The sequence below is a fragment of the Cellulosimicrobium cellulans genome (genome assembly GCF_001722485.1).
Lineage (GTDB): Bacteria > Actinomycetota > Actinomycetes > Actinomycetales > Cellulomonadaceae > Cellulosimicrobium > Cellulosimicrobium cellulans_A.
The window spans coordinates 1-1,806 of record NZ_LWGL01000309.1; the positions used below are offsets into that span (position 1 = coordinate 1).

Genomic DNA, 1,806 nt, shown 5'->3' on the forward strand with positions numbered 1-1,806 from the left:
GCGCGGCAGGCCGTCGAGTACGGCGTGGCCGACGCCGTCGTGACGTCGCGCAAGCTCGCGGCGGCTGCCTGAGCCGGACCGAGTGCTGCGTCAGCGGTCGACCGATGCGTCCGGGAACGCATCTCCCCTCGGTGCGGATGCGGACCGTCTCGACGGGTCGTCCGGTCAGCTCCTGGAGGCGCCGCACGACCAGGCCCGTCTGGGTGGTCGCGAGGGCGCTGCCCCGGGTGCCGACACGGATCGTCGTGCGGGTGCTCGCCGTGGTGCTCACCGTCCCAGTGTCCTCCGTGGTCCGACGATCTCGAAATGCGCGGCGCATTCTCGATCCGGTGTGACGGGGTCGTGACGCGCGGTCATGTCGTTACGGACAAAGTGTCACGTCGGCATTTCCGGCACGCATTTCCCCGTGCCTTCGGTGAGGATTGCCTCACACGTTTCGTGCGCATTCCTGCGCGTGCGCGACGACGGCCGCGAGGCCCGTCCCGGCGATCCAGCCGCCCGTCACCGCGAGCCCCGGCACCTCGTCGACGCGCCGGACGAAGGCCTCGACCTCCCGGCGGTACGCCGGGGTGGGCGGAGGCAGGGCGCCGTCCCAGCGCGTCACGACGTGCCCGAGCACGCGCCCGTGCAGGTCCACGCCGAAGAGCCGCGACGCGTCCGCCACGACCTGCTCGAGGTCCGGCTCGCTCTGCACGCCCATGCGCCCGTAGCTGAGGCGCACCACGTGGTGCCCGGGCCCGAGGGCGTCGCGCACGCGGGCCCGGAGCCACGGCCACTTCGCGGTCGCGTGCGTCATGGCCTTGGCCTCGACGTCGGGCCGGCGCGCGGCGCGGCCCGCGTCGCGGTGCGGCGGCGCGATGAGCATCCCCGTGCCGCGGGGTGCGTCGTCGAGCTCCGGGGCACGGAGCAGCAGGGTCACGAGCCGCACGTCCGCACCCGGCTCGGGGTCGGGCACGACGTCCGCCGGCCCACCCACGAGCGGCCAGAGCTGGTCGACGAGCGCGGGCGTCGTCACGACGAGCCGGGGCGCGTGCAGGTGCGTCTCCCCCCGCGGGCCCACGGCCGTGACGCGCCACGCGCCCCACGCGGTGCGGTCCGGGGTGTCGTACCCCGGCACGGCGTCCGGCTCGGTCGGGTCCTCGGTGCGCGTCAGCGCGACGACCTCGTGCCCGGTGCGGACGTCGGCCTCCGCGGCGAGGGTCTCGACGAGCCGGTGCATGCCGCCGTCGATCCCGCGGACCGCCGAGCCGGCGGGCGCGAGGGCGCGCAGCGAGGCGACGGCCCGGGCGAGCGACCCCTCGCGCTCGAACGCGGCCCGCAGGCCGGGCGCGACTGCGTCGACGTCGAGCCGGTCGAGGGGGGCGGAGTGGACGCCCGTCGCGACGGGCGCCACGAGACGCTCGGTGACGAGCGCCCCCATGCGCGAGCGGACGAACGTCTCGAGGGTCGTGGTGTCGGCGAGCCGGCGCGGCAGCACGCGGTCGAGGCTCGCGCGCAGCGACCCCGCGACGCCGACCGCGCGCCGCACATCGGCCGCCCACGGGTTCGCCGGGATGCCGAGCACGCCGGCGCGCGGCAGCGGGAACGTGCGGCCCGCGGCGAAGCCCCAGGCCGACGCCGGCGAGGGCTCGACGACGGCCAGCCCGAGCGCGTCCACGAGCTCGGCGACCTGGGCGCCGCGCGCCGCGAAGGACTCCGCGCCGACGTCGATCCGCACCCCGTCGAGACCGGGGAGGTCGGCGCCGCGCACCGGCCCGCCCGGGACGTCCTGCGCCTCGAGCACGACGACGCGCAGCCCGCGTCCGC

1 protein-coding gene and 1 pseudogene are annotated in these 1,806 nt (G+C 76.9%); both read right to left on the reverse strand.

Translation table 11 applies throughout. The features are described 5' to 3' along the window. A pseudogene (locus JZ5iCDA_RS18620) lies at nucleotides 1–319 on the reverse strand (hypothetical protein); the annotation flags it as partial. Between the two features lie 108 nt (nucleotides 320–427). After that, nucleotides 428–1,806, reverse strand: a 1,379-nt coding sequence (locus JZ5iCDA_RS17305; protein WP_069388221.1) for a protoporphyrinogen/coproporphyrinogen oxidase, incomplete at its 5' end; no start/stop codon positions are given.